Annotated in this window: 18 protein-coding genes; 9 read left to right on the forward strand and 9 right to left on the reverse strand. The window is 48.9% G+C overall.

The genetic code is table 11. The annotated features are described in order from the left end of the window. Positions 1–3 precede the first annotated feature (3 nt). The 9 genes from rbsC to ACWA5Z_RS01515 form a co-directional block, all read right to left on the reverse strand. On the reverse strand, positions 4–981 hold the full coding sequence (gene rbsC, locus ACWA5Z_RS01475) for a ribose ABC transporter permease (RefSeq protein WP_431053573.1): 978 nt from the start codon (positions 979–981) through the stop codon (positions 4–6). Between the two features lie 18 nt (positions 982–999). Continuing rightward, positions 1000–2496 carry a ribose ABC transporter ATP-binding protein RbsA gene (rbsA, locus tag ACWA5Z_RS01480; protein ID WP_431053574.1) on the reverse strand — a complete coding sequence of 499 codons (1497 nt, stop codon included), beginning with the start codon at positions 2494–2496 and terminating at the stop codon, positions 1000–1002. An 8-nt stretch (positions 2497–2504) separates the two neighbouring features. Continuing rightward, the gene (gene rbsD, locus ACWA5Z_RS01485; RefSeq protein WP_431053575.1) at positions 2505–2924 is read right to left on the reverse strand and encodes a D-ribose pyranase; all 420 of its coding nucleotides are present in this window, start codon (positions 2922–2924) and stop codon (positions 2505–2507) included. A gap of 208 nt (positions 2925–3132) precedes the next feature. Beyond that, positions 3133–3681 carry an MltR family transcriptional regulator gene (locus ACWA5Z_RS01490; protein WP_431053576.1) on the reverse strand — a complete coding sequence of 183 codons (549 nt, stop codon included), beginning with the start codon at positions 3679–3681 and terminating at the stop codon, positions 3133–3135. A 12-nt stretch (positions 3682–3693) separates the two neighbouring features. Further along, positions 3694–4857 (reverse strand): mannitol-1-phosphate 5-dehydrogenase, encoded by a 1164-nt coding sequence (locus ACWA5Z_RS01495; RefSeq protein ID WP_431053577.1) that lies wholly within the window; start codon positions 4855–4857, stop codon positions 3694–3696. Between the two features lie 205 nt (positions 4858–5062). Continuing rightward, positions 5063–6940, reverse strand: a complete 1878-nt coding sequence (locus ACWA5Z_RS01500; RefSeq protein WP_431053578.1) for a PTS mannitol transporter subunit IICBA — start codon at positions 6938–6940, stop codon at positions 5063–5065. A 289-nt stretch (positions 6941–7229) separates the two neighbouring features. After that, the gene (locus tag ACWA5Z_RS01505; protein WP_431053579.1) at positions 7230–8357 is read right to left on the reverse strand and encodes a M20/M25/M40 family metallo-hydrolase; all 1128 of its coding nucleotides are present in this window, start codon (positions 8355–8357) and stop codon (positions 7230–7232) included. Between the two features lie 14 nt (positions 8358–8371). Beyond that, entirely contained in the window at positions 8372–8842 is a 471-nt protein-coding gene (locus tag ACWA5Z_RS01510; protein WP_431053580.1) for a YjiG family protein, read from the reverse strand. Beyond that, complete coding sequence (locus tag ACWA5Z_RS01515; protein ID WP_431053581.1) at positions 8839–9471, reverse strand: nucleoside recognition domain-containing protein; 633 nt, start codon at positions 9469–9471, stop codon at positions 8839–8841. Before ACWA5Z_RS01515 ends, ACWA5Z_RS01510 begins: the two co-directional genes overlap by 4 nt. A gap of 483 nt (positions 9472–9954) precedes the next feature. Between ACWA5Z_RS01515 and ccmA the strand changes: the two genes are divergently transcribed. Genes ccmA through ccmI form a run of 9 tightly spaced genes read left to right on the forward strand, consistent with a single transcriptional unit; the run spans position 9955 to position 16769 of the window. Further along, a complete protein-coding gene (gene ccmA / locus ACWA5Z_RS01520) occupies positions 9955–10599 on the forward strand; it encodes a cytochrome c biogenesis heme-transporting ATPase CcmA (protein WP_431053582.1) in 645 nt (214 codons plus the stop codon). Between the two features lie 36 nt (positions 10600–10635). Next, on the forward strand, positions 10636–11298 hold the full coding sequence (gene ccmB / locus ACWA5Z_RS01525) for a heme exporter protein CcmB (RefSeq protein ID WP_431053583.1): 663 nt from the start codon (positions 10636–10638) through the stop codon (positions 11296–11298). Between the two features lie 51 nt (positions 11299–11349). After that, positions 11350–12105, forward strand: coding sequence for a heme ABC transporter permease (locus tag ACWA5Z_RS01530; protein WP_431053584.1), 756 nt, complete (start codon positions 11350–11352; stop codon positions 12103–12105). After that, entirely contained in the window at positions 12102–12329 is a 228-nt protein-coding gene (gene ccmD / locus ACWA5Z_RS01535) for a heme exporter protein CcmD (protein ID WP_431053585.1), read from the forward strand. Before ACWA5Z_RS01530 ends, ccmD begins: the two co-directional genes overlap by 4 nt. After that, complete coding sequence (ccmE, locus tag ACWA5Z_RS01540) at positions 12326–12880, forward strand: cytochrome c maturation protein CcmE (protein ID WP_431053586.1); 555 nt, start codon at positions 12326–12328, stop codon at positions 12878–12880. Before ccmD ends, ccmE begins: the two co-directional genes overlap by 4 nt. Further along, a complete protein-coding gene (locus ACWA5Z_RS01545) occupies positions 12877–14856 on the forward strand; it encodes a heme lyase CcmF/NrfE family subunit (RefSeq protein WP_431053587.1) in 1980 nt (659 codons plus the stop codon). The genes ccmE and ACWA5Z_RS01545 overlap by 4 nt, the downstream gene beginning before the upstream one ends. After that, the gene (locus ACWA5Z_RS01550; RefSeq protein ID WP_431053588.1) at positions 14846–15409 is read left to right on the forward strand and encodes a DsbE family thiol:disulfide interchange protein; all 564 of its coding nucleotides are present in this window, start codon (positions 14846–14848) and stop codon (positions 15407–15409) included. The genes ACWA5Z_RS01545 and ACWA5Z_RS01550 overlap by 11 nt, the downstream gene beginning before the upstream one ends. After that, entirely contained in the window at positions 15397–15876 is a 480-nt protein-coding gene (locus ACWA5Z_RS01555; protein ID WP_431053589.1) for a cytochrome c-type biogenesis protein, read from the forward strand. Before ACWA5Z_RS01550 ends, ACWA5Z_RS01555 begins: the two co-directional genes overlap by 13 nt. After that, complete coding sequence (gene ccmI / locus ACWA5Z_RS01560; protein ID WP_431054266.1) at positions 15873–16769, forward strand: c-type cytochrome biogenesis protein CcmI; 897 nt, start codon at positions 15873–15875, stop codon at positions 16767–16769. The genes ACWA5Z_RS01555 and ccmI overlap by 4 nt, the downstream gene beginning before the upstream one ends. Position 16770 lies beyond the last annotated feature (1 nt).

Raw genomic sequence — 16770 nt, forward strand, 5'->3', positions numbered from 1 at the left:
TATTTATCCAACTTTTTTACTGCCTAAATAGTTATCCGCCAACACTGCCACCAGAATAACCAATGCTTTTGCAATCATCTGATAGTAAGATGAAATATCCAAAATATTCAATGCGTTATTTAAGAAGCCGATAATCAATGCGCCGATTAACGTCCCCATCACGCGCCCTTTGCCGCCCATTAAGCTGGTGCCGCCGACCACGACCGCGGCAATCGCGTCCAATTCATAGCTGACCCCTGCGGTCGGTTGTGCCGAAGACAGACGGGCAGTCACGATTAAGCCAGCCAATGCCGCTAATAACCCGCTTGCCGCAAACACGAACAGCTTAATTTTGGTGACGTTAATGCCGGACAATTTGGTCGCCGCTTCGTTGCCGCCCAAGGCGTAGATGTAACGCCCCATACGGGTGTGTTGCAGAATGTACCACGCCGTGGCAAACACCAACGCCATAATCCAAATTGGCACAGGAATGCCGAACAGATAGCCCGTGCCAATCCACGCGAACTGATCGGCACTGTCGGAAAAACCGGTGCTGACCGGGCGCCCGTCGGTGTAAACCATGGTGACACCGCGCAATAAGGTCATCGTGACTAAGGTGGCAATAAACGCCTGCACCTTGCCTTTGGCGACAATCAAACCGCTCACGCCGCCGAGCAACATCCCGGCAACCAGCACCACCGGCACCACGATAAAAATCGAAATATCCAAACCGACCATGGTCGCGGCAAAAGCGCCGGTCAATGCCAACACCGAACCGACCGAGAGGTCAATCCCGGCAATCAAAATCACAAAGGTCATGCCAACCGCGATAATCGCATTGACCGAGGTTTGGCGCAGAATATTTAAGATATTATCCGTGCTGAAGAAATTCGGGTTCAGCAACGAAACGATAAATACCAGCACCAAGAGTGCAATGATCGACCGCTGTTCGATTAAAAACCCTTTTAGATTAAAACCGCTCTTTTTTGTTATGCTTGTCATTTCTGTTTTTACCTCAAATCAGTTGTGACTATTTTTACCGATTGCCGCCGCCAACAACTGCTCTTGCGTTGCTTGATCGCGCATAAATTCGCCGCTGATTGCCCCTTCACGCATCACCAAAATGCGGTCGCTCATGCCCAACACTTCCGGCATTTCCGACGAAACCAAAATAATGCTCAAGCCTTCGTCTTTAAATTTATTAATCAGTTGATAAATCTCTTTTTTCGCGCCGACATCCACCCCGCGCGTCGGTTCGTCCAAAATCAGCACTTGCGGACGGGTCATCAAGCCTTTGGCTATCGCCACTTTTTGCTGATTGCCGCCCGACAACAGCCCGACTTCCTGCTCGCGGCTTGGGGTTTTGATGTTGAACAACATAATAAAGTCGTCCACCGCCAAGCATTCCGCCCCTTTTTTAACGTGTCCGTATTGCGAAAAATACTGAAGTGCGGTCAAGCTCATATTCTCTTTCACCGACATGCCTAAAATCAGCCCGTCGCCTTTGCGATCCTCCGAAATATAAACAATGCCGTTGTTCAAACCGTCTTGCGCACTGCGATTGTCAATCGGCTTGCCGTTCAACCGCACTTCGCCGTCAGTTTTCGGCAGTGCGCCGTAAATCACCTTCATCAGTTCGCTGCGCCCTGCCCCCATTAAACCGGAAATGCCGAGAATTTCACCGGCGTGCAGTTTGAAACTGACATCATGCACGCCGCTGCCGGACAAATTTTTCACCTCTAAACGGGTTGCGCCGTAGGCTTTTTCCAAATGCGGATAGCGCTCTTCCAATTTGCGCCCGACCATCATTTCAATCAGACGATCTTCGCTTAACTCCGCCACCGCACTTTCGCCGATAAATTCCCCGTCGCGCAACACGGTTACATCATCACAAATCTCGAAAATCTCTTTAATCCGATGGGAAATATAGACAATACCGCGCCCTTCGGCGGTTAATTCCTTGATAATATTGAATAATGATTCGGTTTCGGTGTCAGTCAGCGCGTCGGTCGGCTCGTCCATAATAATTACGCGCGACTCAAAACTGAGCGCTTTGGCGATTTCCACCATCTGCAATTCGCCAATCGACAACTCGCCTGCCAAGGTGCGGCTACTGTGTTTCACATTCAGCTTTGCCAGCAATTTGTCCGCTTCTTGGTACATTTTCGCCCAGTCGATACCACCGAAACGGTTGAGAAATTCACGCCCGAGAAAAATATTTTCCGCAATCGTCAGGTTGTTAATCAGGTTCAACTCTTGGTGAATAATGCTGATTCCCGCTTCTTGCGAGGCTTTCGGGCCGCTGAACGCCACTTTTTGCCCGAGATAATCGATACTGCCGCTGTCTTTGCCGTAAATGCCGGTCAACACCTTCATCAGGGTCGATTTGCCCGCGCCGTTTTCCCCCATCAACGCCATCACCCGTCCGGCATAGACATTCAGGCAGGCGTTATTCAACGCTTTCACCCCGGGAAAGGATTTTTCAATGCCTTGAATTTGTAATAAGACTTGTTGCATAACAGCCCCTAAAACGGCACGCCGGAATAGAGAATCACGTTGGCATAAGGCGAACATTCGCCGCTGCGCACAATGCCGTTTGATTGGCTGCTCAAGGCCTTAAATTCTTCATGGCTGACATAATCAACCGCAATTTGGTTGCCTTGTTGCTGTTCCAGTTGTTGGAGCTGTTGTAATAATGCGTCATGAATCTCAGGATTTTTCGCTTTGATTTCTTCCGCCAATACCGCACTTTCGACAAATAATTCTTGCGTCACCACCGCAACCGTTTGCAAAAAGTGCGGTACGCCGGCGGTCAGGGCTAAATCCACGCGTTCGACTTCAAACGGAATCGGCAACCCGGCATCGCAAATCGTCAAACTGTCGGTATGCCCGAGAGTCGCGATCAAATGCGACAGCTGCGCATTTAACAGTGCGGTTTTTTTCATGATTAATCCTTCTTTTTTGGCTTTCTCTTGCTATCGAAACGTTTCGATAAGATTTGCATACATTTTAGAGAAGAAAACCAGAAAACCAAAATGGATTTATTACAGAATGTGAGCCGGATCAGATTTTAATTATTGAGCAAGTCAAAGTGCGGTGAGCTATTTTCCCGGTTACCATTTGCAAGTTAAAAAGTGATTATTTATCCAACGGTTACAACGGGCTTTCAATCTGTAACTGTTCGCAGATCGTATTGATCGAAAGCAGGAGGTAGGAGCGCAGGATTTTTTCGCTACGCAGGGTTTTGACCTGCAACAACAATGAATCTTTATTATCGTGCACGCTTAATGCGGTGGATTGCAGCTCTTGTTCCAACTTTTGCAGCATGGTTTTATCTTGCACCGAAGCCAGTTGCTGTAAGAAATCCAATGTCAGCGGAGAAGAAAACGCATACTCTTTGCTCTCGTTATTCAACCGCGCTTTGAGTGTCAAATAACGTTCAATATCCTGATATGCCTCAGTCTCAAGCACGCCCAAGCCCAGCAGCACCTTCAGGCGCACGCTGAGATCGGCTAACGGACCTTGGCTGCCGAGCAACGAATCCACCACAGATTTCACCGCAAAATCCGTTTTGCGAAAAACCCGTTGCATTAGTTGCTCCACGTCATTATCAAAAATATTTACCGCGGCGGTGATAATGCCACGCAAGGTGGGAATATCGTTCAACTGCTCGTAAACAAACTGCTCTTGAGACGGAGACATAGTGTTAAATAATCAATCCTTGATTTTGCTTAATTGTTGGTAGTTGGCGACGATCGCGTTCACCACCGCACTTTCGCCCAAGCCGGTATAGCGATGGATCGCCTGAAGCACGCCATTATCCGCAATATAAGCCTGCAATTCAACTGCCTGCGGATCACTTTCGTTGCGATAATGCAGTGCGGCGGCAATGGCTTTCACTAACGTATCATGCGGCAAGCCGTATTCAATCGTGCCGTTCAGCGGTTTGATCAAGCGATCATTCGGGCTGAGTTTGCGGATCGGCTCGCGTCCGACGCGATCAACATCGTCCGGCAAATACGGATTGGCAAAACGTTTCAGAATTTTTTCAATATAGGCAAAATGTTTCTCTTGCTCAAAACCGTAGCGCTTAATCAACACCGCACCGCTTTCCTGCATGACCGACCGCACTTGCCGTTTGATCGCTTCATCTTCAATCGCTTCGCGGATCAGATGGTGTCCGCTTAATTTGCCTAAATAGGCGGTCACCGCGTGCCCGGTGTTCAACGTGAACAACTTGCGCTCGACAAATGCCATTAAATTATCGGTCAACTCCATGCCCGTAATCTTGGGAATGTCGCCTTTGAATTGGGTTTGATCGACAATCCATTCGCTAAACGCTTCCACCGTCACCAACAGCGGATTTTCCGCATTCGGCGCCACCGGCGGCACAATGCGATCCACCGCCGAATCCACAAAGCCGACATATTGCTCAAGTGCGGTATGATAATCGGGATTGAGCTGCTCCAGCACTTTTTGTTTTAAGAAGGAAGTACCCCGCACCATATTTTCGCAAGCGATGATGTTCAGATAATGTTTATTGCCACCGGCGAAACGGATTTCCAGCGCTTTGGCGATGGTGGCAGAGATAATCGCTAACACGTTCGGACCAACCGCTGTGGTGACCAAATCCACTTGGTTGAATTTCTCGATGAGCTGATCGCTGTTTTTGGAATTGATCGCCGCAACCGGCGCAACGCGTTCAATGTTGCTTTGCTGTTCGCTGACGATTTTTACGTCGTAGGCTTGTTGCCGGTTCAATAAATCAATCACCGCGTCGTTCACGTCGGCAAAAGTCACATGAATGCCGGAATCGGATAATAGCTTACCGATAAAGCCGCGTCCGATATTGCCGGCACCAAAATGTAATGCTTTCATTTTTCTTTCCTTTTTTACAGAGAAGCAGAGATGTCTGGCTAAACTATTCAGTAATCCAAAACGCATTCGGTATATGGGGAAAGTAGGGACGGATTATATATCCGCCCGAACCGCACTTCGTAAACGGACTGATATATAATCCGCCCGTACTTTGTCTAAGCATATTGGTTACGAATTCAGAAACATCTCTCTTTTATTCGGTTGATTATTTCAATAACGCCAACACTTGTTCCACATCGGTTGTCGTCGTCAGCAGTTCGATAGACGCTTCGCTGTCTAACGCACCGGTGATAGAGGTTACCACCGCAATGTGTTCGTTATTTTTCGCCGCAATCCCAATCACCAGTTTTGCCACACCGTCTTCCTCGTCGGTGAACTGCACCCCGTCGGGATATTGACAGAACACGATACCGGTTTTAATCACTTCGTCTTTGGCTTCAATCGTACCGTGCGGCACCGCAACCCCTTCGCCCAGATAAGTCGAAACCAGTTTTTCACGTTCGAACATCGCCGGCACGTAATCCGGTTTGGCAAAACCGGCTTTCACCAACTGCTCGCCGGCAAAACGAATCGCTTCTTCTTTCGTTGCGGCTTTTAAGCCTAAGAAAATTTGCTCTTTTTGTAGTTTAAATGCCGGCGGTTGTTCAACTTCTGCCGCTTGCTCAGCGACACCTGCTTGCGCAGCACTGGATTTATCGACGATATCACTGACCAAACTGTCATAGAACGGATTGTCCAAGAAGTTGGTTAATGACAAATGGGTCGCTTCCGGCACTTGTTGTTTGGCTCGCAGAGTCAAATCTTTATGGGTAATCACTAAGCGTGCATCCGCCGGCAAATCATTGATTGCGCAGTTGACCACACGGATATCCAAACCTGCCGCCTGCACTTTTTTGCGCAGCATACTCGCCCCCATCGCACTGGAGCCCATACCGGCGTCGCAAGAAACATAAATGGTTTGCAACGTATTGTAATCCGCACCGCTCAATTCGGTTTTACCGTTGCCCATTTTCATCGCTTTCATTTGTGACGTTGCGTCTTCCAGCGAAACACCTTCGCCTTCTTGCTTGTCGGTTTTCAACAAAACCGAGGCAACGGCGAACGAGGTGGCGCAAGAGGCGATAACCGAAGTGATCACACCGACAAACGCCGGCGGCGGGGTCATCAGCAAGACCGCAAAGATGGAACCTGGTGAGGCAGGCGCACGCAAGCCGGCGTTAAACAAAACCAAGGTCAATACGCCAACCATACCACCGGCAATTACCGCTAAGATCAAACGTGGTTTCATCAGGATATACGGGAAATAAATTTCGTGGATTCCGCCAAAAAAGTGGATAATCGCCGCACCGCCCGCAGTTTGTTTGGCACTGCCGCGACCAAAGAAAATATAGGCTAATAAGATTCCTAAACCCGGGCCCGGATTGGCTTCAATCAGGAAGAAAATAGATTGACCGAATTCGGTGGATTGTTGCACCCCCAACGGGGTGAAAATGCCGTGGTTAATCGCATTGTTCAAGAACAAGACTTTCGCCGGTTCAACAAAGATTGAAGTCAATGGCAATAAACCGGCGTTGACCAACACATCAACCCCAGCCGCCAAGGCAACAGAAAGGGCTTTAACCGCCGGTCCAATCAGCACCAATGCCAATAATGAGCACAGCATGCCGATAATCCCGGCAGAGAAGTTGTTGACCAACATCTCAAAACCGCTCTTGATTTTGCCGTCAACCCATTTATCAAATTTCTTGATCGCATAACCGCCCAACGGGCCGGCAATCATCGCGCCCAAGAACATCGGAATATCGGAACCGACGATTACCCCCATGGTGGTAATCGCACCGACCACGGCGCCACGATCACCGCCGACCAATTTCCCGCCGGTATAACCGATTAATAATGGCAGCAAATAAGTGATCATCGGACCGACCAACGCACCTAGGGTTTCATTAGGAACCCAACCGGTCGGAATGAAAAGTGCGGTAATGAAACCCCACGCGATAAATGCCCCGATATTCGGCATTACCATGTTCGATAGAAAGCGCCCAAAACTTTGGACTTTCACTTTTAGAGCAGCTGATAGCATTTTTCACCTCTGAGTTATGATTAAACCACCGTTGTAAAACTCCCCGTTTTACGTGCTTGGAAAAGTATCACGCCTAGAAAACAAACCGAAATTTTATTAATTCAATTTGTGATACGTATCACATTATATTTTTACACACCACTTACAATAATGTGATTCATATCACATTTTTAGACCATTGAGTTGCTGACTGTGATCAAGATCACATTAAAAAGGGGTTGATAAAACAACCCCTGCCTAACCGGTGATAACGATTAAACGCCGCTGCCATGCAATATCGATGTAACGCCTATCGCGCAAAAAGTTTATGGATGACATTCAAAATCAGATTGCACTTCGGCACGACCGAACTGGCAAGCATATACTCACTTTTCACGTGCATATTGCCGCCGGTCGGCCCCAAACCGTCGATTGTCGGACAACCAGCCGACGAGGCTATATTGCCGTCGCTCACGCCGCTGGCATCAACCCAAGTGATATCCATGCCTAATTCTTGACCTGCTTCAGCAAAAACAGCCTTAATTCGAGGCAAATTCACTTCATCAATCATCGGCGCTTCATGGTTCAAACAGGTTTTGCGTGCGGTTGTACCTTGCTGCAAAGGGTTAGCCAAAATACTTTCCAGCTTCTGCTCAAAGAAGTCCAATGAAGACGGATATTGATAACGCATTTCTACCGTTAATGCGGCAAAATCAGGCACAATATTTTGCGCCACTCCGCCATGGGTGATAATGCTGTTGAAAGTATGCCCCAATGAAAAATCGCTTAATTTTGACAACGCCACCACACAATTCGCCGCCTCAACCAGGGCAGAACGCCCTTGTTGCGGATTATTGCCGGAATGGGCGGCAACACCGTCGAACTCGATCTGATAGGTCAGCACCCCTTTTCTGGTCGCCACCAGCGAACCGTCTGCCCGAGCCGGCTCCATCACAAAACAATATTGTGATTTTTTTGCGTATTCTCGGATACTTTCCTTGGCATACAGCGAGCCGATTTCTTCATGCGAATTCAGGTACAGCGCCACATTCAAGCGTGAAAGATCCAGTGATTTGATCACATAAAGCGCTAATAACGCACCGGCTTTATCATCAATCACCCCAAGCGCATTCACCCTATCACCGCTTTGGGTAAACGGCGTGCCCGCAAGCGTACCGACAGGGAAAACCGTGTCCATATGGGCAAGAAACAGAATATCAAACCTTTCCGCTTCGGGCTGATTACTGATCAACAAACCGCTAGCGACGCTTTCATTTGCCATCGGGATCGGTTTTGACCGCAATCCTTGCGCGTGCGCCTTTTGCGTAAACCAAGCGGCAACCTGGTTAACACCATCAAGATGGAAACTCGGGCTCTCAATATCGGTCAATTGTTTGAGCTCTGCCAGAAATCCAGCCAGATCTTCTTCTCTCATCATCTTACGCCTCCGCATTACACCAAGAAATTCATCACTAACATGGCTAAATAGGCATTAATAATACAAATGCCGAACAGCACCAAATAGTGCTTGCCCGGCACTCCCAATACCCCCAAAATACGTCCCATATATTGTACGGTTGAGCCGACCAACGCCATTCCCGGCAACAGAATCGCAATATGCTGTGCGTTCAACACGCCTTCCTGAACCAACGCCACCAACACCCCGGCTGCGCCGCCCCAACTCAAGAATGCCGCCATAAATACCGCAATCGCTTCGCCGGGCAACCCCAACGGCAGCATAATAAAACCCAGATACTCGCCGATCAGTTTTAATAAGCCGGACGCATTCAAGATGTAAATAATCACAAATGCCATTAACACGTTTGGAATGGTGCTGGTGATTGCAATATTCCAGCCCTTTCTGGCACCTTCGATAAAAATATCGGTAATCAGTTTATTTTGATTGGTTGTCTGGCTCATCATAATTCCTCATCATCTTTCACAAATTTTTTCACATACAACCGCATTAAGTTCGCCCCGAAAATTTTAAACATAAAAATAATGCCTAAACACAGCGCTATCGAGACTGGCGCAACTTGCCCCGCCTGATCCTGAATCAATAACACCGGCGCAAAAGAGGACAAGAAGTTGGTCAATAACGCGCCCGCACTGAATTGGAAAGCGGCGAAAATCAGCAGTTCCTTATGCGTGATCTCTTTTTCATCGCGTAAAAATTTGGTGGTCGAGCTGCCGGCATCGGTGCTTTGCGTACTGGCAATCAACGAAATCGAGCAATTGCCCGGAATCCCCATCAGCGGTTTCAGGATTGGGTTCAACCATTTTGAAGCCGCCGCCAATGCGCCGTAATGCTCAAAAATAGCGACAAATCCCAACGCTAACATCACACTCGGCACCAAGGTGAGTGCGAAAAGGAATCCGCCTTTGGCACTGGTGCCGCCGCTGGTTTTTAACCACTCGGGAAATTGCCCGGTTAATTTACTGAAATCAAAAATCCCGCCCATCACATCTTTGGCAAAACCACCAAAAAATATCACCGCCAGAATTAATGAAATCGTACCGACAATTAGTTTTTTTAAACTGTTTTCACTCATAGATGGCACTCCTTTTTTTATTAACAACGTCTAAGGTACTTTAACGCTCCCGTCCGCTAACAACAATCACAGAACATGATTTTTGCCGCCTATATCACCTTTTTTGTTTATTGATATGCCATGGCGGCAAAATGGAAGAAAAATCTTTTATTACAAATAATTAACAACTGGTTTTTTATGACTTTCGGGCAAACGATAAAAATATGGCGCAAGCTGCAGCAGGTTCATAACGACAGCGTAATTCGATTCCATTACCCGGAATAATCAACCTCCATTTGGCTTTGCTTTTTTACTTGCGTTAGATCAAACAATCGGCAAATCATCAAATCAAAATAATCCGTATTTAAATCAAGTTATTACAATAAAAAACAACATTAAAAATACTCCTAAATAGGTAGAATCTTATCAAATTGATTGTTATCACTAATCAATCACTTATGCTAAAATTTGCGTTCCGTTTTTTATTGTTTCCGAGTGAGTCTGATGTTTGCGCAAAACCAATTAGAACTAAGCAATCTAGCCTGTCAACGCGGCGAGCGACGGCTGTTTGAAGGCTTATCGGCATGCTTTGCTGCCGGCGAGATGATTCAGTTGGAAGGGCATAATGGGATCGGCAAAACCAGTTTGCTACGTATTTTAACCACCTTATCCCAACCGATCTGCGGCAATATCTTTTGGAATCGGCAGGATATTTTTAAACAGCGCGAAGCCTATTTAGCGCAACTGCTATATTTGGGGCACGCCAGCGGGGTGAAAAGCGAATTAACCCCCTATCAAAATTTGCGTTTTTACCAACAAATCAGCAACTGTAAGCAAGATGACGAACTGATTTGGCAGGCGTTGTACCATGTCGGATTGGGCGGCTATGAGGAAAGTGCGGTTTATCAGCTTTCCGCCGGGCAACAAAAACGGGTGGCGTTGGCGCGCCTATGGCTGAGCAATGCCGCATTGTGGATTTTGGACGAGCCGTTTACCGCGATTGATAAACAAGGGCGCGCCGAGCTGACCGCACTTTTTGAACAACATTGTCAGCAAGGCGGTATTGTGCTGCTCACCAGTCACCAAAGCGTGAACAGCCCGCGTTTACGGATTTTCCCTATGCAACCGTTTAAAGCGCTTACCGAATAGCAGCCGAAGAGAATAACGAGAAAGGAAAAGTGCGGTATGATTTTTTACAGTATTATCAAACGGGAACTGAAAATTGCGTGGCAAAAAAAAGCCGAGCTGCTCAATCCGCTGTGGTTTTTCCTGTTGGTGATCACCCTGTTTCCGTTGGTGATCGGGCCTGAACCGCAATTATTGGCGCGTATCGGGCCGGGCGTGGTGTGGGTGGCGGCGTTGCTGTCGGCATTGCTGGCGTTCGAGCGGCTGTTTGCCGATGATTTCCGCGACGGTTCGTTGGAACAGTTAATGCTGCTGTCTTATCCGTTGCCGCTGTCAATGCTTGCCAAAGTGGTGGCGCATTGGCTGCTGACCGCACTTCCGCTGTTGCTGCTGTCGCCGATTGCCGCGTTATTACTGTCGATGGACGCGGTGGTGTGGTGGGCATTGGTGCTCACCCTGCTGCTCGGCACGCCAACCCTGAGCGCCATCGGTGCCATCGGGGTTGCCTTGACGGTGGCATTGCGCAAAGGCGGCGTGTTGTTGAGTTTATTGGTCGTGCCGTTGATTATTCCGGTGCTGATTTTCTCCGCCTCGGTGTTAGATGCCGCACTGCTGAACCTGAATTACAGCGGGCAACTGGCGATTTTAGGCGCAATTATGGCGCTCACCGTCTCGCTGTCGCCGTTTGCGATTGCGGCGGCGTTGCGTATTAGTTTAGATTAATTTGTTGATCTGTTTTAAATAATATTAAAAAGAAATGGAGTGAAATGACCTATGTGGAAATGGTTACACCCTTACGCGAAAGCGGAAACCCAATATCACCTCTTGGGCAAATTTCAGCCTTATTTCGGCGTGCTTGCGCTGCTGTTGCTGGCGCTCGGTTGGATTTGGGGACTGGGCTTCGCCCCTGCCGATTACCAACAAGGCAATGCCTTTCGCATGATCTATCCGCATGTGCCGGCGGCGATTTGGTCGATGGGGATTTACGCCTCGCTCGCCATTGCCGGCGCCATCGGTTTGGTGTGGCAAATCCGCCATGCTTATCTCGGCATGATCGCGATGGCGCCCGTCGGCGCCACTTTCACCTTTTTAGCGTTGGTGACCGGCGCAATTTGGGGCAAACCGACTTGGGGCACATGGTGGGTGTGGGACGCGCGCCTGACCGCCGAACTGATTTTATTATTCTTATATTTAGGCATTTTAGCGCTCTATTCCGCGTTTCAGGATCGCCGTAACGGCGCCAAAGCGGCGGCAATCTTGGCGGTGGTCGGCGTGATCAATCTGCCGATTATCCACTTCTCGGTCGAATGGTGGAACACCCTGCACCAAGGCGCAACCATCACCAAATTTGAAAAACCGTCGATGGCGGTTGAAATGTTGATCCCGTTGATTTTATCGATCTTCGGCTTCCTGTTTTTATCCGTTTGGCTGACGATAGTGCGTTATCGCAACTTATTGTTACAAGAAGAACAAAAACGCCCTTGGGTGCTGGCTTTGGCTGAACAGTTTGTAAAAGGAGAGAAAAAATGACCCCATTTTTCCAAACTTGGTCTGATTTTTTTAATATGGGCGGGCACGGTTTCTATGTTTGGTTGTGCTACGGTATCACCGTAGCGGCACTGTTAATCTTAATCATTAGCGGTTTTGCCGAGAAAAAACAGATTTTGACTTGGGTTGCCAAAGAACAACAACGCCAAGCCCGCCAACAGCGATTGGCGCAAGAAGCAAATAATCGCAAAGGAGAACAAGCATGAACCCGAGACGCAAATCCCGTTTAAGCCTGTTATTGTTAGTATTATTGGGTATCTCCGTTGCCGTCGGCTTGATGTTGTACGCCTTGCGGCAAAATATCGATCTGTTCTACACCCCGACCGAAGTGATTTACGGCAAAGACAATAAAAGTGACACCCGCCCGCAGCCTGGACAACGCTTGCGTATCGGCGGTATGGTGGTGGAAGGCACTGTGGTGCGTGATCCCAACAGCCTCAAAGTGCGGTTTGACCTGAATGACATCGGGCCGTCGGTGACGGTGGAATACGAAGGCATTCTGCCGGATTTGTTCCGTGAAGGGCAAGGTATCGTGGCGCAAGGGGTGTTGATTGATGAAAAAACCTTAAAAGCACATGAGGTGCTTGCCAAACACGATGAAAATTATGTGCCGCCGGAGTTGGAACAGCAAATGCAGAAAGTACATCAACCGATGGGCGTATCCGACGGCGATCTGAAAGGTGTGTCGGAGCGCGATCAGCAAAGTCTGGATAAATTCCAACAAAATTTACAGCAAACAATCGAGGCAAACAAATGATTGCCGAACTGGGAAATTACGCTTTGGCTTTGGGCTTGGCGATTGCCGTACTTCTAACCCTGCTGCCCGCTTATGGTTGCGCAACAAATAATAGCACGCTGATGGCATTGGCAAAACCGATGACCTTCAGTCTGTTCCTGTGCCTGACCTTTTCTTTTATCGCCCTGTCTTATCTGTTCGCGGTCAATGATTTCAGCGTGCAGTATATCGTCAATAACTCGAATACCAACTTGCCGCTGCATTACCGCTTATCGGCGGTGTGGGGCTCGCACGAAGGCTCGCTGTTACTGTGGATCTGGCTACTGTCGCTGTGGGGCGCAGCGGTTGCGGTGTTCAGCAAGAGTTTGCCGCAGGAGGCGATTGCGCGCGTGTTGGCGGTGATGGGCTTGATCAGTATCGGCTTTTTGGTGTTTATCATCTTCACCTCCAATCCGTTCGACCGTACTTTCCCGGATTTTCCGGTGGACGGACGCGAACTCAATCCCCTGTTGCAAGATGTCGGTTTGATTTTCCACCCACCGTTGCTGTATATGGGCTATGTCGGCTTTTCGGTCGCCTTTGCCTTTGCGATTGCGGCATTGTTGGGCGGCAATTTAGACACCGCTTGGGCGCGCTGGTCGCGTCCTTGGACGTTGGCGGCGTGGCTGTTTTTAACCCTTGGTATCGTGCTGGGTTCGTGGTGGGCGTATTACGAACTGGGCTGGGGCGGCTGGTGGTTCTGGGATCCGGTCGAAAACGCCTCGCTCATGCCGTGGATTGCCGGCACGGCATTAATCCACTCCCTCGCCGTCACCGAAAAACGCGGCAGCTTTAAGGCATGGACGGTGTTATTGGCGATCTTGGCATTTTCACTCTGCTTGTTAGGCACATTCTTAGTCCGCTCGGGGATTTTGGTCTCGGTGCACGCTTTTGCTTCCGATCCGACCCGCGGCTTATATATTTTGGCGTATTTAGTGGTGGTGATCGGCGGCTCATTGGCGTTGTATGCGGTCAAAGGCAGCCAAATTCGCTCGACCACGCACTACGAACGTTATTCGCGTGAAAATTTATTGTTGTTAAACAATGTATTGCTGATGACCGCACTTTCGATTGTGTTTATCGGCACATTGTTGCCGTTGGTACATAAACAGATCGGTTTAGGCTCGATCTCGGTCGGTGCGCCGTTCTTCGATCAAATGTTCTTAATCTTGATGATTCCATTCTCGTTTATTTTGGGTATCGGACCGCTGGTCAAATGGCGGCGCGATCAATTTAGCGTAATCCGTAAACCGGTGATCATCAGCGTCGTCTTGATGATCGTAGCAGGTTTTGCGCTACCGCACTTTTTGTTTGATCGCATTGCCACCACGGCGGTTTTAGGCACGATGATGGCAGTGTTGATTTTTGTTTTAAGCCTATACGAAATGCAGCAACGCGCCACCCATCGCCATACGTTTTTCAAAGGCATTAGCAAACTGTCGCGCTCCCACTGGGGCATGATCGCCGCCCATGTCGGCGTGGCGATGACGGTATTTGGCATTGCCTTCAGCCAAAATTACAGTGTGGAACGCGACGTGCGCATGAACACCGGCGATAGCGCGCAAATTGCCGATTACCGTTTTGTGTTTCAAGGGGTGGTCAAAGATGACGGCGCAAACTACGAGGGCGCAAAAGGGGTGATCGAAGTCTATCATCGCGATAAACTGGAAACCATTTTACACGCCGAAAAACGCTTCTACACCGTCAGCCGCATGAGTATGACCGAAGCGGCTATCGACTGGGGCTTCAGCCGTGACATTTACGTCGCCCTCGGTGAACGCCTGGAAGATGATTCATGGGCGGTACGTTTATACTACAAACCGTTTATCCGTTGGATTTGGATTGGCGGCGTGTTTATGGCGTTGGGCGGCTTGTTGTCGATGTTTGACCGCCGTTACCGCTTAAGCCGAATCACCCAAGGCAATCGTAAACTATCGGGAGTAACGCATGAAGAATAAAAAACTGTTTCTACCGCTCTTTGCCTTTTTAGCGTTGGTTATCGTGTTTGCTTGGCAATTGGCGCGCAATTCCGCCGGGGACGATCCGAAAGCCTTGGAATCCGCCCTTGTCGGCAAAGCCGTACCGCACTTTAGCTTGCCGTCGTTGCTTACCGAACAAGCGACGCAAGGCAACGGACTGTTTCAACAAGGCAAACCGCTGCTATTAAACGTGTGGGCGACTTGGTGTCCGACCTGTTACGCCGAACACCAATACCTCAACCAACTTGCCAAACGCGATATTACCATTATCGGTATCAACTATAAGGATAAGCAGGACAAAGCGGTGCAATGGCTGAAAAATCTGGGCAATCCTTACCAATATAATATTTTGGACGAAAAAGGTATGCTCGGTTTGGATTTGGGCGTGTACGGCGCGCCGGAAACCTTTCTGATTGATTGCCAAGGGATTATTCGCTACCGCTATGCCGGCGATATGAATGAAACGGTGTGGCAGGATAGATTCAAAACTTTATTTGAACAATTACAAGGAGATAGCGCGTGCAATATTTAAAAATCCTTGCGTTGCTGCTGTTCAGCCTGCCGGCGTTTGCGGTGATTGAAAGCTATGAATTTGCCTCGCCGCAACAGGAGCAGACCTACCAGCAATTAATCCAACAACTGCGCTGCCCGCAATGTCAAAACAACAATATTGCCGACTCAAATGCCACCATTGCCAATGATATGCGCGCCAAAGTGCATGAATTGTTACAGCAAGGGCAAAACAAAGACGAAATCGTCGATTATATGGTGCAGCGTTACGGCAATTTTGTCACTTACGATCCACCGCTCACCGCCTCCACCTTGTTGCTGTGGCTGATTCCGGCAGGGTTATTATTACTCGGCGTGATTGTGCTGTTCCGGCGTAAACCGCACTTGACTGCGGAAAAGCCGGCCACAAGTGCGGTCAATGCCGATCAGCAACGCCTTGATCAACAAAGACTAGAGGCGATTTTGAACAGCGATAAGGAGAAAAAATAGTGCTGTGGTTAAGTTTTTTACTGCTGACCCTCGTGGTGGCGGCAGTGGCATTTTTCCCGTTATTGCGTCGTAGTCAAAATACACAAAGTGCGGTGCAACAGCAGGATCTGAACAAAGCGTTCTACTATGATCGCCTGCAAGAGTTGCAACAGGACAACGAACAAGGTTTGTTGGACGATCCGCAACAGAGCGAAAATGAATTACAACAACGGTTGCTAAACGATATTCCGCAGCAGCAAAGTGCGGTCAGCGCAAATGCGTTGAAAAACGGGAAAATCTGGTTCAGCTCGGCAACGCTGGCATTAGCGGCAATGGCACTGCTCGCCTATTTCAGCGTTGGTTCGTGGCACTCGGAAGCGATGTTAGAACAAGCCCACGCCGAATTACCGCACTTGCAACAACGCTTGGCGGAGGAACGCGAGCAACCGCTCACCACCGATGAATTGCACCGCTTTATTATCGCCTTGCGTGCCGATTTGCAAAAAAATCCGAACAGCGATGAAAATTGGTGGCTACTGGGGCAAATTGCGATGGCGGCCGGCAACGGGCAACTGGCATTGGACAGCTATCAACGCGCCACCGCACTGAAGCCGGATAACAACGAATACAAACTCAGTTACGCGCGCGTACTGATGTTCTCGCAAGATGAAAACGACAAATTGCGCGGCGAGAGGCTACTGCGCGAAGTGATCAAACAAGATCACAATAATATCCAAGCCCTCAGCCTGTTGGCATTCAGCGCCTTTGAAAAAGAGGATTACAAAATGGCGTTGATGTCGTGGGAAATGATGTTACGCCAATTGCCGCCGGACGATGAGCGCGTGCCGTTGATTCAACGCAGTATGACCCACGCGATTGAAGAGCTGAAAATACAACAACCCGCCGCGGAATAAC

It is taken from the genome of Testudinibacter sp. P80/BLE/0925, assembly GCF_053570785.1.